This window comes from Streptococcus sp. Marseille-Q8145 (genome assembly GCF_965112035.1).
In genome coordinates, this window is sequence record NZ_CBCOPQ010000003.1 from 37,400 (window position 1) to 52,418 (window position 15,019).

Below are 15,019 nucleotides of genomic sequence, written 5' to 3' on the forward strand. Positions count from 1 at the left end.
AAGATGAGTTTAGATCTACAAAGACGTCTTCTTTTTGGAGGAATTGCTCTAGCAATTTTTATTCCTCTAGTGAAGATGGGAGGGATTCCCTTCCAGATCAGTGTTGGTCTTTTAGCTATGCTGGCAGTGCATGAATTGCTTAAGATGAAGGGGCTTCCGACAGCGACCTTGGAGGGCGGATTGGCTATGCTGGCAGCTTTCGTCTTGACCCTGCCACTTGAAAATTACTTGAAGTTTTCGCCCGTGGACGGCAATGTGATGGCTTATGGCTTGGTTGTTTTCGTCTTGTTAGGAGCGACTGTTTTAGGTTCCTCTTATAGCTTTGAAGATGCGGCTTATCCGATTGCTTCTAGTTTTTATGTCGGCCTAGGTTTTAATGCTTTGATCGATGCTCGTTTGGTAAATGTGGACAAGGTTTTGCTGGCTCTCTTTATCGTCTGGGCGACAGACAGTGGGGCCTATCTGGTCGGTACCCGCTACGGGCGGAGAAAATTATTGCCAAAGATATCGCCAAATAAAACCATTGAAGGCAGTTTAGGAGGCATTATCTCAGCGGTGCTGGTTTCTGCGATTTTTATGTCTGTCCGTCCGCAAGTTGCCACTCCATATAGCTTTGTGACCATGCTGCTCATGACAGTTGTCTTTAGTATTGCTGGCCAATTCGGTGATTTGGTAGAGAGCGCTATTAAGCGTCACTTTGGTGTCAAAGACTCAGGGAAATTTATTCCTGGGCATGGCGGCGTTTTGGATCGCTTTGATAGCTTGCTTTTTGTCTTTCCACTGATGCACCTCTTTGGCCTGTTCTAAGGAGTTTGGTGGCCAAGCAGCCGAAAGCCTTCTTGGCTAATGAACAATCTTAAGAGAAAGATTAGACTTATGCAGATTATTACATTTATTATTGTTTTTGGGATCATCGTGGTGGTTCATGAGTTTGGACATTTCTACTTTGCCAAAAAATCAGGCATTCTAGTTCGTGAGTTTGCCATTGGGATGGGCCCGAAAATCTTTGCTCATATTGGCAAGGATGGAACAGCCTATACGATTCGGATCTTACCGCTCGGTGGTTATGTCCGCATGGCTGGCTGGGGCGAGGATTCGACAGAAATCAAAACAGGTACGCCAGCTAGTCTAACTCTGAATGAAGAGGGAAAAGTCGTCCGCATCAATCTGTCTGGCAAGAAAATTGATCAGACGGCTCTGCCTATGAATGTAACCAGTTTTGATTTTGAAGAAAAACTGGAGATTACAGGGCTGGTCTTAGATGAGACCAAGACTTATTCTGTTGATCACGATGCGACCATTGTTGAGGAGGACGGAACGGAAGTTCGGATTGCTCCGCTGGATGTCCAGTATCAAAATGCGACTATCTGGGGACGCCTCATCACCAATTTTGCTGGTCCCATGAACAATTTCATTTTGAGTATTCTAGTTTTTATGTTCTTGGCATTTCTGCAAGGCGGTGTCCAAGATGAAAACAGCAATCATTTTCAGGTGCTGGAAGGTAGCGCCGTTGCCAAGGCAGGGGTGAAAAGCAATGACCAGATTCTGAAAGTCAATAATTATGAGATTGCAAACTGGGATGACCTGACTAAAGCCGTGTCAGAAGCGACGAAGGATAAGGCAGATGCACCAACATTGACCATCACTTATAAGAGCGGCAGTCAGACTCATAAAGTTGACATTGAGCCTAAAAAAGAGGGTGATCGCTATCTATTGGGCGTTTCACCTGCTATCAAGACTGGTTTTTGGGACAAGGTAGTTGGAGGCTTTACTGCTACGTGGACGACTACAGGTCGGATCCTAACAGCCTTGAAAGATTTGATTTTTAACTTTAATTTAAATAAATTAGGCGGTCCGGTTGCTATTTATAATGTCAGCAGTCAGGCGGCTCAGCAGGGCTTGCTGGCTATTCTGAATCTTTTAGCTATGCTGTCCCTTAATATCGGGATCTTTAATCTAATTCCGATTCCGGCTTTGGACGGTGGAAAAATTGTCCTCAATATCCTTGAGGCTATCCGTCGCAAACCCTTGAAACGGGAAACAGAAAGCTATGTTACCCTCGCAGGGGTAGCTGTCATGGTTGTCCTTATGATCGCTGTGACTTGGAATGATATTATGAAATTGTTCTTCTAACATTTTAAAAGACTGAAAAATATTCTATGAAGGAGTTTTGTTTTTATGAAACAAAGTAAAATGCTAATCCCAACGCTGCGCGAAATGCCAAGCGATGCTCAGGTTATCAGCCATGCCCTTATGTTGCGGGCTGGCTATGTTCGCCAAGTTTCTGCGGGAGTATACTCTTATCTGCCACTGGCTAACCGTGTTATTGAAAAAGCTAAAAAAATCATGCGGGAAGAGTTTGATAAGATTGGTGCAGTTGAAATGCTGGCGCCAGCCCTGCTCAGTGCGGACCTCTGGCGCGAGTCAGGTCGTTACGAGACCTACGGTGAAGACCTCTACAAGCTAAAAAATCGTGAAAAATCAGACTTTATCCTAGGTCCGACACACGAAGAGACCTTCACTTCTATTGTCCGTGACTCTGTTAAATCTTACAAGCAATTGCCGCTTAACCTTTATCAAATCCAGCCTAAGTACCGCGATGAAAAACGCCCACGTAATGGACTTCTTCGTACCCGTGAATTTATCATGAAAGACGGTTATAGTTTCCATGCTAACTATGATAGTTTGGATGTAACTTATGATGAGTACAAATCTGCTTATGAGAAAATCTTCACTCGCAGCGAGCTAGATTTCAAAGCCATTATCGGTGACGGTGGTGCCATGGGTGGTAAGGACAGCCAAGAATTTATGGCAATCACACCTGCTCGTACAGATCTTGACCGTTGGGTCGTTTTGGATAAGTCAGTTGCCTCGTTTGATGAAATTCCTGCAGAAGTACAAGAAGAAATCAAGGCAGAATTGCTTAAATGGATGGTTTCTGGGGAAGATACCATTGCCTACTCTAGCGAGTCTAGCTATGCAGCCAACCTAGAAATGGCAACCAATGCTTACAAACCAAACAAAAAAGTAGTGACTGAAGCAGAGTTGGTGCGTGTAGAAACTCCTGACTGCAAGACCATTGATGAGGTAGCAGCTTTCCTACAAGTTGATACAGAAGGAACAATCAAGACCTTGGTTTACATGGCTGATGAAAAGCCTGTCGTAGCGCTTCTTGTCGGCAATGACCAACTCAATGAAGTCAAGTTGAAAAACCATTTGGGTGCAGATTTCTTTGAAGCCGCTAGTGAAGAGGAAGTTCGTCAGCTCTTGGGTGCAGGCTTTGGTTCGCTAGGCCCAGTCAATCTGCCAGCAGATGTGACCATTATCGCAGACCGTAGAGTCCAAGACCTTTCTAATGCTGTGGCAGGAGCCAATGAAGATGGCTACCACTTGACTGGTGTTAATCCAGGCCGTGACTTTAGCCCAGAGTATGTGGATATCCGCGAAGTTCGCGAAGGTGAAGTGTCTCCAGATGGCCAAGGTATCCTCAAGTTTGCTCGTGGGATTGAGATTGGGCATATCTTTAAATTGGGAACACGCTATTCTGACAGCATGAATGCCAATGTCTTGGACGAAAATGGCCGTGCCGTACCGATGATTATGGGCTGCTACGGTATCGGTGTCAGCCGTCTCCTGTCCGCTGTTATGGAGCAGCATGCCCGCCTCTTTGTCAATAAAACTCCTAAGGGTGAATTCCGCTATGCTTGGGGCATCAACTTCCCGAAAGAGCTGGCACCATTTGACGTTCACCTGATTCCGGTCAATGTCAAGGACGAGGAAGCTCTTGCTCTCACTGATCAAATCGAGGCTAACTTGCTAAGTGCTGGTTATGAGGTCTTGGTGGATGATCGCAATGAGCGCGCGGGTGTTAAGTTCAGCGACAGCGATTTGATTGGTCTCCCAATCCGCGTGACAGTTGGTAAAAAAGCCGCAGAAGGCATTGTCGAAGTCAAGATTAAGGCTACGGGCGATACCATTGAAGTCCACGCTGACAATCTGCTCGAAACTCTGTCTATTTTGACAAAATAAAACAAGAGTTTAGGACAAAAGTCCTAGCCTCTCAATTGTCTTTGGATTGTCGAGCAAGACGCAGTGGTTGAGTGGGCTCTACTACGCTGAATTCATCAGCTTTTACAGCCCTACTCAACTGTGCGGAGGTGGGACGACGAAATCGAATTCTAACGAATTTCAGATTTCTGTCCCACTCTCTTTCTTTTGCTTATTGGCCTTGAAAATGCTATAGTAGGGAAAAATGGATTGGAGGAATGAATGATGGGATTATTCAGTGGTTTATTGGGCAATGCTTCTCAGAAGGATATTGAAAAAACAGAAAGAGAATTGGAGAACATTTTGACGCCAGCAGAAAATGTGGAGCTGGCTTTCAGTCTCATTCGCGACTTGATTGTCTTTACAGATAAGCGGTTGATTTTGGTGGATAAGCAGGGAGTTACAGGCAAGAAAACGGCTTATAAGTCTTATCCTTATCGCTCCATTTCTCGCTTTTCGGTGGAAACGGCTGGCCACTTTGACCTAGACGCTGAGCTGAAAATCTGGGTTTCCAGTGCTGAGGAACCAGCTGAAACCCTAACCTTCCGAAGTGATAAAAGTGTCATTGCCATCCAAAAAGCGCTGGCAGAAGCAGTATTGAGATAAAAAGCGGTTTCAACCGCTTTTTTTTGCAAACAAAAACTAACCATAGCTTATTGGCTTGGTTAGTTCATAAATAAAGACTGACGATCAAAAGCAATTTCTATTTAGTTGTCTTCACTAGGGAAAGATTCACCAAAATGCAGCTCAGAGTATGGAGTTTCAAAATGACCTCCGTCATAAGTTACCTTGACTGAAGTTATTCCAAAGTCAACGATTATTGGTTTTGCAGCTGTTACAAAGACATAGCGATTAGCGTTTTGCTTTATATCATAGACTTTTACTGCTCCGTAAATGGAATCGAAAGAATAGATATCTCCATTTTTAGTCGATTTGGTTATTTCAATGGTCTTCTTAGCAGGAGAGTAGGATAAATTATAAGCTTCTTTTTTTCCAATGCCTTGTGTAATAAAAGTTTCGTTGTCATCACTTTTAGCTTGAAAGTGAATAAAATTTTTATCAAAACTTTGCTGAGCGTTGTTCATGACGAGAAATACATTTACTCCCCATGCAGCTAAGCCCACAATAAGAAGAGAAGCGATACCAATAAAAACAGTTTTTTTAGTTAAGCGCATAAAAACTCCTTGAAAATCATGCTATTGGAGAAGTGAAAGCCAATAGCTTGCTCTAAAAAATATTTTCTACGTTTTTTCTTGCTGGCGAACTAAGGACTTGGCTAGCAAGACAGGATAGTTTCTAAAGTAAAAAATAAGTCAGAAAAGATTTTATTCTTCTGTGAATCCTTGAGATAGCAGAAAAGCAAAGAAATCTTCGGGCTTTTCCTTAAGCTTTTTGAATAGGTTATCTTTAGTTGTTTCCCCTAAAGCAGCCATGACTTGTTTTTCTTTTGCTTTGCTGAGATCAAAGTGGGCAACTTGTGCAACGGTTTTCTTGTCCTCTGAAACTTTGACTTCAAGTGTGACTCCATCTAACTTGCTGAATTTATCATAAAAGTCACCAGCTTTTAATTCTTCTTGATAAATGTTGCTGATTTCTTCAGGACTCTTACTTTGTTCGTCCTCTTGAGTCGGTTTCGTAGCCATAAAATCGAAGGCTCGAATCTTATCTTTTTGATAATAAGCGACAATTTTATTATTGTATCCGTTAGGCATGTTGTAAGCAAAAGTCTTGGTTTTTACTTTCTCTTCTTTTTTTGGCTTGCTTTGGCTCTGACTTTGGTTGGGTTTGTTTTCATGCTTTGTTTGCTTAGGCATGCTGCAGGCAGTCAAAGCCAGCAGACAGGCGCTAGCCAGTAAAATTTTCTTCACAGTTAAGACTCCTTTGGATAAATGTTTTTTCTATTATATCATAACTTAGTTTTAAGACAAGAAAACATATAAATATATAGACATCAACAACTTTACTCCGCTCTTTTTCTGTCGAAAAAAGTGTTGATTTATGGTAAAATAGGGTCACTACTGTACGAGGAAATGTCATGTCAAACAAGTTTGAAATTTTAATGCATCAGCTGGATATGCCACTGGAAATGAGAAATTCAGAGGCCTTTTTGAATGCTGAAATTGAGGAAGTTCTGGTCCACAAGGTCAGTCGGGTCTGGGAGTTTCATTTTTCTTTTACGAATATTCTGCCTATTGAGATTTTTCGGGAGTTGCAGAAGCGCTTATCTCAAGAGTTTTCTAAGACGGGCAATCAAGCCGTTTTTGAAATTCACTGTCAGGCTCCCCAAGTGTCGGATGAGCTCTTGCAGGCTTATTACCAGCTGGCCTTTGAGGAGGGGCCTTGTGCCAGCCATGGCTTTAAGAGTCTGTATCAGGATTTACAGGTTCATTTGGATGGGGACAAGCTGCTGATTGAGGGGGCTTCGACTATTGATACGGAGCATTTTCGTAAGAATCACCTGCCAAATCTCAGTCGCCAGTTGGTCAAATACGGCTTTCCTCAGCTGATCTGTCAGGTTCAGCACAGCGATGAGCTGACCCAGCAGCAAGCGGAGAATTTCCAGGCGGAGAATGACAAGATTGTTCAGGCGGCCAATGAAGAAGCGCTCAAAGCCATGGAATCTCTGCAACAGATGGCACCACCGCCAGAGGAAAAGCCAGCCTATGACTTCCAAGCTCGCAAGGCTGCAGCAAAGCCAAATCTAGACAAGGCAGAAATTACCCCTATGATCGAAGTTCAGACTGAGGAAAACCGTCTTGTCTTCGAGGGAATGGTTTTTGACTTGGAGCAGAAGGTCACTCGGACCGGCCGGGTCTTGCTCAACTTCAAAATGACAGACTACACTTCCAGTTTCTCCTTGCAGAAATGGATGAAAAACGAGGAAGAAGCCAAGAAGTTTGACATGATTAAGAAAGGTGCCTGGCTGCGCGTGCGTGGAAATGTGGAGATGAACAATTTTACCCGCGATCTGACCATGAATGTGCAGGATGTCCAGGAAGTTACCCACTATGAGCGCAAGGACCTCATGCCTGAGGGGCAGAAGCGGGTTGAATTTCACGCACATACAAATATGTCTACTATGGATGCTTTACCTGAGGTCGAGGAAATTGTTGCAACAGCCGCCAAGTGGGGCCACAAGGCTGTCGCCATTACCGACCATGGCAATGTGCAGAGCTTTCCCCATGGCTACAAGGCTGCCAAGAAGGCTGGTATCCAGCTGATTTATGGTATGGAGGCCAATATTGTAGAAGACCGGGTGCCCATCGTCTATAATGAAGTGGACATGGAGCTGAGCGATGCGACCTATGTAGTCTTTGACGTGGAAACGACAGGCCTTTCGGCTGTTTACAATGACTTGATTCAAGTCGCTGCCAGCAAGATGCATAAGGGCAATATCATCGCTGAGTTTGATGAGTTTATCAATCCCGGCCATCCTCTGTCGGCCTTTACGACGGATCTGACTGGGATTACTGATGAGCATGTCCGCAATGCCAAACCGCTTGAGCAAGTTCTGAAAGAATTTCAGGAATTTTGTCAGGACAGCGTTCTCGTTGCCCATAATGCTACCTTTGACGTGGGCTTTATGAATGTCAACTATGAGCGGCATGGCCTGCCCAAAATCACTCAGCCAGTCATTGACACGCTGGAATTTGCCCGCAATCTCTATCCAGAGTACAAGCGCCATGGTCTGGGGCCTTTGACCAAGCGTTTCCAGATTGCTCTAGAGCACCATCACATGGCCAACTATGATGCAGAAGCAACTGGCCGCCTCCTCTTTATCTTTATCAAGGATGTGGCTGAAAAGCATGGTGTGACCAACCTTAAGGATTTGAATACGGATCTGGTCGATGAGAATTCCTACAAGAAGGCTCGGGTCAAACATGCGACCATTTATGTGAAAAATCAGACGGGACTCAAGAATATTTTCAAGTTAGTCAGTCTGTCCAATACCAAGTATTTTGAAGGTGTCCCGCGGATTCCACGGACCGTGCTGGATGCCCATCGTGAAGGCCTGATTCTGGGCTCAGCCTGTTCAGAAGGCGAAGTCTATGATGCTGTTGTCTCTCAGGGGGTGGATGCGGCTGTCGAAGTGGCCAAGTATTATGACTTTATCGAGGTTATGCCGCCGGCTATCTATGAGCCGCTGATTGCCAAGGAGCAGATCAAAGACCAGGAAGAACTGCAGATCATTATTCGCAATCTGATTGAGGTTGGCGATCGCTTGGGCAAGCCTGTCCTTGCGACGGGGAACGTCCACTATATCGAGCCGGAAGAAGAAATCTATCGAGAGATTATCGTCCGTAGTCTCGGTCAGGGAGCCATGATTAACCGGACTATTGGTCACGGTGAAAATGCCCAGCCGGCTCCGCTTCCGAAGGCTCACTTCCGAACCACCAATGAGATGCTGGACGAATTTGCATTCTTGGGTGAGGACTTGGCTAAGAAGTTGGTCATCACCAATCCGAATCAGCTGGCAGAGACCTTTGAGCCGGTCGAGGTGGTCAAGGGCGACCTCTATACACCTTTCATTGACAAGGCCGAGGAGACAGTTGCTGAGCTGACCTATCAAAAGGCCTTTGAGATTTACGGCAATCCGCTGCCAGATATCGTAGACTTGCGGATTGAAAAAGAGCTGACCTCTATCTTGGGGAATGGTTTTGCCGTGATTTATCTGGCTTCGCAGATGCTGGTGCAGCGATCCAATGAGCGGGGTTATCTGGTAGGTTCACGGGGGTCAGTCGGATCCAGCTTTGTCGCGACCATGATTGGGATTACCGAGGTTAATCCTTTGTCGCCCCACTATGTCTGTGGCACATGCCAATACAGCGAGTTCATCACGGATGGATCTTATGGTTCTGGCTTTGATATGCCGGATAAGGACTGTCCAAAGTGTGGCCACAAACTTAGCAAAAATGGGCAAGATATTCCTTTTGAGACCTTCCTTGGATTTGACGGGGACAAGGTGCCCGATATTGACTTGAACTTCTCTGGAGAGGATCAGCCGAGCGCCCATTTGGACGTGCGGGACATCTTTGGTGAGGAGTATGCCTTTCGGGCTGGAACCGTTGGTACCGTTGCGGCTAAGACAGCCTATGGATTTGTCAAGGGCTACGAGCGCGACTATGGGAAATTTTATCGGGACGCCGAAGTTGAGCGTCTGGCGCAGGGAGCTGCCGGAGTCAAGCGGACGACTGGACAACACCCAGGCGGAATCGTTGTTATCCCTAACTACATGGATGTTTATGACTTTACACCAGTCCAGTATCCAGCTGATGATGTGACGGCCGAGTGGCAGACCACCCACTTTAACTTCCACGATATTGATGAAAATGTCCTCAAGCTAGACGTTCTGGGACACGATGATCCGACCATGATTCGGAAGCTTCAGGACTTGTCTGGCATTGATCCTAATGACATTCCTATGGATGATGCTGGCGTCATGGCCCTCTTTTCTGGGACAGACATTCTGGGGGTGACTCAGGAGCAAATCGGCACGCCGACTGGTATGCTGGGGATTCCAGAGTTTGGAACCAATTTTGTACGGGGAATGGTTGACGAGACCCATCCGACCACCTTTGCCGAGCTCTTACAGCTATCTGGTCTTTCTCATGGTACGGACGTATGGCTAGGCAATGCTCAGGACTTGATCAAGCAAGGGATTGCTGACCTGTCCACCGTTATCGGCTGTCGGGACGACATCATGGTTTACCTCATGCACAAGGGCTTGGATCCTAAGATGGCCTTTACGATCATGGAGCGCGTGCGGAAGGGCCTTTGGCTGAAGATTTCTGAAGAAGAGCGCAATGGCTACATCGCAGCCATGAAGGAAAACAATGTGCCAGAGTGGTACATTGAGTCCTGTGGAAAGATCAAGTACATGTTCCCCAAGGCCCATGCGGCAGCCTATGTTATGATGGCCCTGCGGGTGGCCTACTTCAAGGTGCATCATCCGATTTATTACTACTGTGCTTATTTCTCCATCCGGGCTAAGGCCTTTGATATCAAGACCATGAGTGGCGGTCTTGATGCCGTCAAGCGTCGGATGAACGAAATCGCTGAGAAGCGTAAGAACAACGAAGCCTCCAATGTAGAAATTGACCTTTATACAACCTTGGAAATCGTCAATGAAATGCTGGAGCGGGGTTTCAAATTCGGAAAGTTAGATCTCTACAAGAGCCATGCAACTGAGTTTCTCATCGAAGGAGATACCCTTATTCCACCATTCTCCGCTATGGACGGTCTGGGTGACAACGTTGCCCGCCAAGTAGTCAGAGCGCGCGAAGAAGGCGAATTTCTCTCTAAGACAGAACTCCGCAAACGCGGCGGCCTCTCTAGCACCCTAGTCGAAAAAATGGACGACATGGGTATTTTAGGAAATATGCCCGAGGATAACCAGTTGAGTCTGTTTGATGAGTTTTTCTAAAATATAGAAAGAGGTTTTTATGAAATTGACCATTTCCGCTCAGGATAAGCCTGCGCAAAAGGTGTTTGATTACCAGCTGGAGTTTGATCCAGATACGATTTTGAAAATGACCGCCTTGATTTGCGGTACGGTGGCAGCGATTAGCCTGCTGTCCCTGTTTAAAGAGAAATAACGAAAGAAAAGGAGAAGCAGAATGGTTCTGCCAAATTTTAAAGAAAACTTAGAGAAATACGCTAAACTCTTAGTTGCCAATGGTATCAACGTGCAGTCGGGTCACACCTTGGCTCTCTCTATTGATGTGGAGCAGCGTGAGTTGGCGCATTTGATCGTGAAAGAAGCCTATGCCTTGGGTGCTCATGAGGTTATCGTTCAGTGGACAGATGATGTCATCAACCGTGAGAAATTCCTCCACGCACCAATGGACCGCTTGGACAATGTGCCAGAATACAAGATTGCTGAGATGAACTATCTCCTCGAAAAGAAAGCTAGCCGTCTTGGGGTTCGCTCATCTGACCCAGGTTCCTTGAACGGAGTGGATGCGGACAAGCTTTCAGCTTCTGCTAAAGCTATGGGACTTGCGATGAAGCCAATGCGTATCGCAACTCAATCCAACAAGGTTAGCTGGACTGTAGCAGCCGCTGCTGGACTTGAGTGGGCCAAAAAAGTCTTTCCAAATGCTGCGAGCGATGAAGAAGCAGTTGATCTCCTTTGGGACCAAATTTTCAAAACTTGCCGTGTTTACGAAGAAGATCCTGTTAAGGCTTGGGAAGAGCATGCAGCTATCCTCAAGAGTAAGGCAGAAATGCTCAATAAAGAACAATTCTCAGCCCTTCACTATACTGCACCAGGAACAGATTTGACACTTGGTTTGCCAAAGAACCACGTTTGGGAATCAGCTGGTGCTATCAATGCACAGGGAGAAGGATTCTTGCCAAATATGCCGACAGAGGAAGTCTTTACTGCGCCTGACTTCCGTCGTGCAGATGGCTATGTCACTTCTACAAAACCACTTAGCTACAACGGAAATATCATCGAAGGCATTAAAGTGACCTTTAAAGACGGACAAATCGTGGATATCACTGCCGAGAAGGGTGATCAGGTCATGAAGGACCTTGTCTTTGAAAATGTGGGTGCGCGTGCCTTGGGGGAATGTGCCTTGGTACCAGATCCAAGCCCAATTTCCCAGTCAGGCATTACCTTCTTCAATACCCTTTTTGATGAAAATGCTTCAAACCACTTGGCTATCGGTGCAGCCTATGCGACCAGCGTTGTTGGTGGAGCAGAGATGAGCGAAGAAGAGCTTGAAGCTGCGGGCCTCAACCGTTCAGATGTTCACGTGGACTTTATGATTGGCTCTAATCAAATGGATATCGATGGTATCCGTGAGGATGGAACACGAGTTCCTATCTTCAGAAATGGAGACTGGGCAATCTAAGATTTCAAGTTACTCTGGATGGCACTTCAAGTCTAGTAGCTCCCACCTGCTTCTTGAAAAGTATTCTTAGAAACATAGAAAGAAGGATCCTATATGATTGGTAGTATGTTTGTCGGTTTTATTATTGGTCTCATGGCTGGGGCTATTACCAGCCGCGGGGAGCGTATGGGCTGTATCGGAAAAATCCTCTTGGGCTGGTTCGGTTCATGGCTTGGGCAATTGCTTTTTGGCCACTGGGGACCGATGTTAGCGGGCACAGCCATTCTTCCCTCAGTCTTGGGTGCTGTGATCCTCTTGGCTCTTTTCTGGGATCGAGGCACCTAGAATAGTGTAAAAGAAATACCTAGGCGTGAAAACGTCTAGGTATTTTTGATTGCAAATATGGTCGTTTATTCCAGTACCAGCATACCGTCTTTCACTGCAAATGGATCTTTTTCATTGATGCGGTCGTAGAACATGATGCCGTTGATATGGTCAATCTCGTGTTGAACCACGATAGAATTGTAGCCCTTGAGTTTGATGCGGTGTTTTTGACCGTCCTTGTCAAAGTAATCCACGGTCACTCGTGCATGACGCACGACATAGCCTGGTACTTCGCGGTCGACGGAAAGGCAACCCTCGCCGTCAGCCAGAGCTGCATCTTGCACAGAGTGGGCCACAACTTTAGGATTGTACATGACCTGAGCCAGTGAGTAGGCTTCTTTAGGCGGATTTCCTTCTTCGTCCTCCAGATTTGGCACCAGCACAGCGATGATTCGCTTAGAAATATCCAGCTGAGGCGCTGCTAGACCGACTCCGCCACGGAGACCCATTTTTTCCGCCATGACAGGATCTTGAGAATGTTTCAAAAACTGCATCATTTTCTCACCTAAAATGATTTCCTGATCAGATAAGGGAAAGCTGACTTCCTCAGCCACCGCACGCAAGGTAGGATTTCCCTCGCGGATAATATCGCTCATATCAATCAAATGAGCTGCCTTGGTTAATTTATCCATAACCGATTTTTTTTCAATAACAGACATGATTCTCTCCTTTTTCTTCCCTTCATCATAACACAAATCCCGCCAGAAATAAAGAAAGGGCTTGTCCTTTTGTCAGAGGAGAAATTTTTCGAAAGAATAATCTTTTTAATGGCCGAATTTTTAAGAAAAGATGATTGCGTCTTTTTCTAAAAAGCTGTATGATAGAATGAGTGTGATTTTTAAAGGAAAATAGAATGAAAAAGTTTATGGAAAAAGTGAGTATTCTCTCACTTTCTTTAGTGTTGACGACCTCCTTTTCGATTTCCAGTGCCCAGTCGGCCATGTTTGCTTATTATAAAGACCTGCCGGAAAGCTGGATAGAATTGTTGGTTTCTCTCCCATCGGCTGGGATTATGCTCATGCTAGTTTTAAATGGCCTAGTGGAGAAATATTTATCAGAGCGAAAGATGATTGTGACGGGGCTCTTGATTTTCTCTCTTTGCGGCTTTGTTCCTCTCGTGAATAAGGAATATTGGGTGATTTTTGCCTCGCGCCTGATCTTTGGTATGGGAGTTGGTTTGCTCAATGCTAAGGCCATTTCGATTATCAGCGAACGTTATGAGGGCAAGGAGCGGATTCAGACTCTCGGTCTACGTGGATCGGCTGAAGTTGTAGGGACGGCTCTCTTGACGCTTGGAGTGAGCCAGTTGCTTCGCTTTGGCTGGGAAATTTCTTTCTTGGTCTATGCGTCGGGGTTGATCGTTCTAGCCCTCTACCTGCTCTTTGTGCCTTATGGCAAGGAGGAGAAGCATCATGAGGCTCATCAGGAAGGAAAGGGTCTGACAGCTGCACAGTGGTTTCTGACAATCGGCCTAGCCCTGGTAGCAGCCGTGATTGTCTTGACGAATGTAGTTATCAACGTGCGCGTGCCCGGACTGGTTGAAAAGTCTGGTATGGGGAGTGTTCAGACGGCAGGTTTGATTCTTTCAACTATGCAGTTGATTGGTATTGCCGCAGGCTTGTCCTTTGCACCTCTTCTTCATTATTTCAAGGAAAATTTATTGACGGTTGCGGGAGTGGCCTTTGGTCTTACTTCGATCATGATTGGCCTAGCACCAAATCTCTTTCTCTTGAGTGCCGTTACTATCGCTTCTGGCTTTGTTTATAGTGTCAGTCTGACATCGATTTTCCATATTCTTTCCGAGAGAATCCCTAGCAAATCCCTGAATCAAGCGACTTCGATTGTGATTTTAGGTTGTAGTGCTGGAGCTACCGCTACAACTTTCTTTTTGTCATTGATTAGTCAATTTTCAAGCCAAGCTTCCTTTATTTTTGGCGTTTTGGGAAGTCTGATGGTTTTAATGGCAGTGCTGGCATTCGGCATTCTCAAGAAAAAGTTTGCTTAGGAGAAGAGTATGCGTCTCGATAAATTTCTAGTGGAAAGTGGGCTTGGCTCGCGCAGTCAGGTCAAGCAACTATTGAAAAAAGGTCAAGTCTGGGTCAACGGGACAGCAGTCACGTCAGCCAAGACACAGATTGATGAACGGTCGGATCAGATTGTGGTGGATGGTCAGACCTTGGTTTATGAAAAATTTGTCTACTATCTCTTGAACAAACCAAAGGGTGTCATTTCCGCAACTGAAGATGACCGCCATAAAACAGTTTTAGATTTATTAGACGATACTGCCCGTCAAAAAGAAGCCTTTCCTGTGGGGCGCTTAGATGTGGATACGCATGGTCTTCTGCTTTTGACCAATAATGGTCAGTTATCGCACGCTATGCTGTCTCCCAAACGCCATGTGGCTAAGGTTTATCAAGCTCAGGTTGCCGGTCTGATGGATCAGGCAGATGTTGAGCGTTTTGCTCAAGGAATCGAACTCAAAGATTTCACTTGTCAGCCTGCCCAACTCGAAATTCTTGAAAGAGATGAGGTGGCGAAGACCAGTCTGGTCCGTATCACCCTATCAGAGGGTAAGTTTCATCAGGTGAAGCGGATGGTTTTAGCTTGTGGGAAGGAAGTCACCGACCTTCAGCGTTTGTCTATGGGACCTTTGCAGCTAGATCCAAATCTGGAACTGGGGCAATGGCGACGCTTGACTAAAGAAGAAATGCAGAGCTTGGAAATTTTTCAAGTTGAACTATAGAAAGCTA

At 45.6% G+C, this 15,019-nt stretch carries 13 protein-coding genes; 10 read left to right on the forward strand and 3 right to left on the reverse strand.

The features are described from left to right. Positions 1 to 3 precede the first annotated feature (3 nt). From ACWPVL_RS06540 to ACWPVL_RS06555, 4 genes are all read left to right on the forward strand, one after another. Positions 4 to 807, forward strand: coding sequence for a phosphatidate cytidylyltransferase (locus tag ACWPVL_RS06540; protein WP_454387747.1), 804 nt, complete (start codon positions 4 to 6; stop codon positions 805 to 807). Between the two features lie 69 nt (positions 808 to 876). Continuing rightward, entirely contained in the window at positions 877 to 2,133 is a 1,257-nt protein-coding gene (rseP, locus tag ACWPVL_RS06545) for an RIP metalloprotease RseP (RefSeq protein WP_454387749.1), read from the forward strand. A 45-nt stretch (positions 2,134 to 2,178) separates the two neighbouring features. Continuing rightward, positions 2,179 to 4,029 carry a proline--tRNA ligase gene (locus ACWPVL_RS06550; protein ID WP_454387751.1) on the forward strand — a complete coding sequence of 617 codons (1,851 nt, stop codon included), beginning with the start codon at positions 2,179 to 2,181 and terminating at the stop codon, positions 4,027 to 4,029. A 240-nt stretch (positions 4,030 to 4,269) separates the two neighbouring features. Beyond that, positions 4,270 to 4,653, forward strand: coding sequence for a PH domain-containing protein (locus ACWPVL_RS06555; RefSeq protein ID WP_185760303.1), 384 nt, complete (start codon positions 4,270 to 4,272; stop codon positions 4,651 to 4,653). A gap of 101 nt (positions 4,654 to 4,754) precedes the next feature. Here the strand turns inward: ACWPVL_RS06555 and ACWPVL_RS06560 are convergent, their stop codons facing one another. Then, positions 4,755 to 5,222 (reverse strand): hypothetical protein, encoded by a 468-nt coding sequence (locus ACWPVL_RS06560; protein ID WP_454387753.1) that lies wholly within the window; start codon positions 5,220 to 5,222, stop codon positions 4,755 to 4,757. 150 nt (positions 5,223 to 5,372) lie between these two features. Continuing rightward, positions 5,373 to 5,915: a hypothetical protein gene (locus tag ACWPVL_RS06565; protein ID WP_045500872.1), complete on the reverse strand. Its 543-nt coding sequence runs from the start codon at positions 5,913 to 5,915 to the stop codon at positions 5,373 to 5,375. 167 nt (positions 5,916 to 6,082) lie between these two features. On the opposite strand from ACWPVL_RS06565, the gene ACWPVL_RS06570 reads away from it, so the two are divergent. The 4 genes from ACWPVL_RS06570 to ACWPVL_RS06585 all read left to right on the forward strand — a co-directional run bounded on the left by ACWPVL_RS06570 (position 6,083) and on the right by ACWPVL_RS06585 (position 12,230). Beyond that, positions 6,083 to 10,471 (forward strand): PolC-type DNA polymerase III, encoded by a 4,389-nt coding sequence (locus ACWPVL_RS06570; RefSeq protein WP_454387755.1) that lies wholly within the window; start codon positions 6,083 to 6,085, stop codon positions 10,469 to 10,471. A gap of 19 nt (positions 10,472 to 10,490) precedes the next feature. Then, positions 10,491 to 10,643: a hypothetical protein gene (locus ACWPVL_RS06575; RefSeq protein ID WP_045500875.1), complete on the forward strand. Its 153-nt coding sequence runs from the start codon at positions 10,491 to 10,493 to the stop codon at positions 10,641 to 10,643. A 21-nt stretch (positions 10,644 to 10,664) separates the two neighbouring features. Beyond that, a complete protein-coding gene (locus ACWPVL_RS06580) occupies positions 10,665 to 11,906 on the forward strand; it encodes an aminopeptidase (protein WP_454387757.1) in 1,242 nt (413 codons plus the stop codon). 93 nt (positions 11,907 to 11,999) lie between these two features. Further along, entirely contained in the window at positions 12,000 to 12,230 is a 231-nt protein-coding gene (locus ACWPVL_RS06585; RefSeq protein WP_125372425.1) for a GlsB/YeaQ/YmgE family stress response membrane protein, read from the forward strand. A 65-nt stretch (positions 12,231 to 12,295) separates the two neighbouring features. On the opposite strand, the gene def is transcribed toward ACWPVL_RS06585, so the two are convergent. Further along, a complete protein-coding gene (gene def, locus ACWPVL_RS06590; RefSeq protein ID WP_041826812.1) occupies positions 12,296 to 12,928 on the reverse strand; it encodes a peptide deformylase in 633 nt (210 codons plus the stop codon). Positions 12,929 to 13,122: 194 nt separating this feature from the next. Here def and ACWPVL_RS06595 point away from each other — a divergent pair, with 194 nt between their 5' ends. Together ACWPVL_RS06595 and ACWPVL_RS06600 are read left to right on the forward strand one after the other, a co-directional pair. Beyond that, positions 13,123 to 14,274 carry an MFS transporter gene (locus ACWPVL_RS06595; protein WP_454387760.1) on the forward strand — a complete coding sequence of 384 codons (1,152 nt, stop codon included), beginning with the start codon at positions 13,123 to 13,125 and terminating at the stop codon, positions 14,272 to 14,274. A 9-nt stretch (positions 14,275 to 14,283) separates the two neighbouring features. After that, entirely contained in the window at positions 14,284 to 15,012 is a 729-nt protein-coding gene (locus ACWPVL_RS06600) for a pseudouridine synthase (protein WP_454387762.1), read from the forward strand. Positions 15,013 to 15,019 lie beyond the last annotated feature (7 nt).